Source organism: Bacteroides sp. Phil13, from assembly GCF_001940965.1.
Classification (GTDB): Bacteria; Bacteroidota; Bacteroidia; order Bacteroidales; family Bacteroidaceae; genus Bacteroides; species Bacteroides intestinalis.
On record NZ_MSHA01000029.1, the window covers coordinates 1 to 3,488 of the forward strand.

Below are 3,488 nucleotides of genomic sequence, written 5' to 3' on the forward strand. Positions count from 1 at the left end.
ATCTTGTTCTATTGCAGATTGCTTAGCCATATTAATTTTTTAAATTGCTTTATCTCCTAATACTTCTTCTATGAACTCAAACGATGATAGGATATCAGCTTTACCGGCTCCAACAGCCACTGTATGCTCAAAATGAGCTGCATACTTCCGATCCTTAGTTCTCACCGTCCAACCATCACGCTCCATTACTATCTGACGACTACCTTGCGTAATCATCGGTTCAATAGCAATACAAAGACCTTTCTTCAGCATTGTTCCATAACCACGTTTTCCATAATTAGGAACCTGAGGGTCTTCATGCATTTCCTTGCCAATGCCATGACCAACAAACTCACGCACTACACCGAATGAATTGGACTCACAATGTTCTTGTATTGAATATCCGATATCACCCAACCGTTTTCCTTGAACGGCATTTTCTATTCCGATGTATAATGCCTCTTTAGTAACTTTCAGTAATTTGCGAACTTCCTCATCTACTTCTCCTACACAAAATGTATAGGCAGAATCACCACAAAATCCATTCATATAAGTACCACAATCAACTGACACAATATCACCTTCTTTCAGTACTATATCTCCAGGAATACCATGCACTACCTGTTCATTTACCGATGTACATAGCGAAGCTGGAAATGGATCACCATATTGATTTGGAAAACCTTTAAAAGTAGGAACAGCACCATGATCTCTGATAAACTCTTCCGCTACTTTATCCAGTTCCCCTGTAGCAACTCCAGGCTTTACTAGCTTTGCAACTTCAGCCAATGTCCTCCCGACAAGCAAATTACTCTCACGGAGCAGCTCTATTTCATCTTCCGTTTTAAGAAATATCATCTTATAAAAGATTAATATGCAGCTACGTTACTACGTCCTTTAATACGCCCAGACTTCAACAAACCGTCATAGTGTCTCATCAACAAGTGACTTTCAATCTGCTGGAGTGTATCAAGAACTACACCTACAAGAATTAACAGAGATGTACCGCCGAAGAATTGAGCAAATTCAGCTTTCACACCAAAAACACCAGCAAACGCAGGCATAATAGCTACCAAAGCCAAAAAGAAAGAACCAGGCAATGTTATACGAGACATAATGTCATCAATATATTCTGCAGTCTTCTTTCCCGGTTTGATACCTGGAATGAAACCATTATTTCTCTTCATATCCTCAGCCATCTGAGTCGGGTTAATCGTAATTGCAGTATAGAAATACGTAAATAGTATAATCATTATTGCAAATACGAAATTATACCAGAAGCTTGTATGATCAGTAAATGCACGCACAAAACCGCTCACATGATCTACATTTGAAAAACCAATAAAGGTAATAGGAATAAACATGATTGCTTGAGCAAAAATGATAGGCATTACACCTGCAGCATTTACCTTCAACGGAATATACTGTCTGGCACCACCATATTGCTTGTTACCAACAATTCTTTTAGCATATTGTACAGGAATTTTTCTTGTACCTTGTACTAACAAGATTGCGGCAGCAATCACCAGTAATAAGAATACGATTTCAATTAAGAACATAATCAAACCACCTGTCTTATCAGTCATACGGGAAATCAATTCCTGAAATAAAGACTGAGGCAAACGAGCGATAATACCGATTAAGATGATAAATGAAATACCATTACCAATACCCTTATCAGTGATTCTCTCACCAAGCCACAAAATAAACATACTACCAGCTGCCAAGATAATGGTAGAGGTAACCATGAACAGAGTCCAATCTAATGAAGCATTTAAGGAAGGACCGGCCTGCATTTTAAGATTGAGCAAATAAGAAGGAGCCTGAACTAATAAAATAATAATCGTCAAATAACGAGTATACTGGTTCATTTTTCTTCTACCACTCTCACCTTCACGTTGAAGTTTCTGGAAATACGGAACCGCAATCCCCAACAACTGAATAACGATTGAAGCAGAGATATAAGGCATAATTCCTAATGCAAAAATAGATGCATTAGAGAATGCTCCTCCCGAAAACATATTTAATAAGGCTAAGAGGCCCTCGCTTGTTTGTTGATGCAATTGTGTTAGCATAGCCGGATTAATACCGGGCAGCACAACGTACGAACCAAAACGGTAGATTGCCACAAACAATATGGTAATGAGGATCCGTTGTCTCAGATCCTCAATTTTCCATATATTCTTTAATGTTTCAATAGCTTTTCTCATTGAATTAGAGTTTTACTACACTTCCACCAGCAGCTTCAATGGCAGCAACAGCAGTCTTAGAGAATGCATGAGCTTGCACATCCAACTTTGTAGTCAAAGTTCCATTACCTAATACTTTTACCAACTGATTTGAAGAAATAAAGCCAGCAGCGATAAAATCATTAATACCAACTGTCTCCAACTTTTTAGCTTCAGCAAGTTTCTGAATTGTATCCAAGTTGATAGCTTTATACTCTACACGATTAATGTTCTTAAAACCGAATTTAGGAACACGACGTTGGAGAGGCATCTGGCCACCTTCAAAACCTATTTTCTTAGAATAACCAGATCTTGATTTAGCTCCCTTATGACCTCTGGTAGAAGTACCTCCCAAGCCAGAACCCGGACCACGTCCAATTCTCTTTCTTGTTTTAGTAGATCCTTCAGCAGGTTTTAAATTACTTAAGTTCATATTGTAATTCGTTTTATATTCAACAAATAATTACTTAACAATGGTAACCAAGTGTTTAACCTTATCCACCATTCCAAGAATTGAAGGAGTACACTCGTGTTCAACCACACGATTCAACTTACGAAGTCCCAGTGCATCGAGAGTTCTTTTCTGATCAGCCGGAGCACCAATTCTACTTTTAATTTGTTTAACCTTTATAGTCGACATATTTCCTCCTTATCCTCTAAATACTTTTTCAATACTAATACCTCTGTTTTGAGCAACCATACGTGCGTCACGCATTTCACCCAACGCCAGGATAGTAGCTTTCACCAAGTTGTGCGGGTTGGAAGATCCTTTTGACTTAGCCAAAACATCCGTAATACCAACACTTTCAAGTACTGCACGCATTGCACCACCTGCAACTACACCTGTACCATGAGAAGCAGGTTTGATGAACACTTCTGCACCACCAAACTTAGCAGTCTGTTCGTGAGGAACAGTACCTTTCAGAACAGGCACCTTTGTCAGATTCTTCTTAGCAGATTCAACACCTTTAGCAATAGCTGCGGTTACTTCACCTGCTTTACCAAGACCCCAACCGATGATACCTTCTTCATTACCTACAACCACAATTGCAGAGAAACTAAAAGTTCTACCACCTTTGGTTACTTTGGTTACACGATTAATAGCAACCAAACGGTCTTTCAGTTCTATATCGTTTGTAATCTTAACTCTATTATTAATTGCCATAATGATTAAAATTTAAGTCCACCGTTACGAGCAGCATCAGCCACTTCTTTTACTCTCCCATGATACAAGTAACCATTACGGTCGAAAACAACAGTAGTAATACCTGCTTCCTGAGC

At 38.7% G+C, this 3,488-nt stretch carries 6 protein-coding genes; all 6 read right to left on the reverse strand.

The genetic code is table 11. From position 1 onward, the window contains the following. Positions 1 to 39 precede the first annotated feature (39 nt). A complete protein-coding gene (gene map / locus BWI44_RS04675; protein ID WP_195209938.1) occupies positions 40 to 837 on the reverse strand; it encodes a type I methionyl aminopeptidase in 798 nt (265 codons plus the stop codon). An 11-nt stretch (positions 838 to 848) separates the two neighbouring features. Further along, entirely contained in the window at positions 849 to 2,189 is a 1,341-nt protein-coding gene (secY, locus tag BWI44_RS04680; RefSeq protein ID WP_007662169.1) for a preprotein translocase subunit SecY, read from the reverse strand. A 4-nt stretch (positions 2,190 to 2,193) separates the two neighbouring features. Further along, positions 2,194 to 2,640 (reverse strand): 50S ribosomal protein L15, encoded by a 447-nt coding sequence (rplO, locus tag BWI44_RS04685; RefSeq protein WP_007662167.1) that lies wholly within the window; start codon positions 2,638 to 2,640, stop codon positions 2,194 to 2,196. A gap of 30 nt (positions 2,641 to 2,670) precedes the next feature. Further along, the gene (gene rpmD, locus BWI44_RS04690) at positions 2,671 to 2,847 is read right to left on the reverse strand and encodes a 50S ribosomal protein L30 (RefSeq protein WP_007662165.1); all 177 of its coding nucleotides are present in this window, start codon (positions 2,845 to 2,847) and stop codon (positions 2,671 to 2,673) included. Between the two features lie 9 nt (positions 2,848 to 2,856). Further along, positions 2,857 to 3,372: a 30S ribosomal protein S5 gene (gene rpsE / locus BWI44_RS04695; RefSeq protein WP_007662163.1), complete on the reverse strand. Its 516-nt coding sequence runs from the start codon at positions 3,370 to 3,372 to the stop codon at positions 2,857 to 2,859. 5 nt (positions 3,373 to 3,377) lie between these two features. After that, positions 3,378 to 3,488, reverse strand: a 111-nt coding sequence (locus tag BWI44_RS04700; protein WP_286812055.1) for a 50S ribosomal protein L18, incomplete at its 5' end; no start/stop codon positions are given.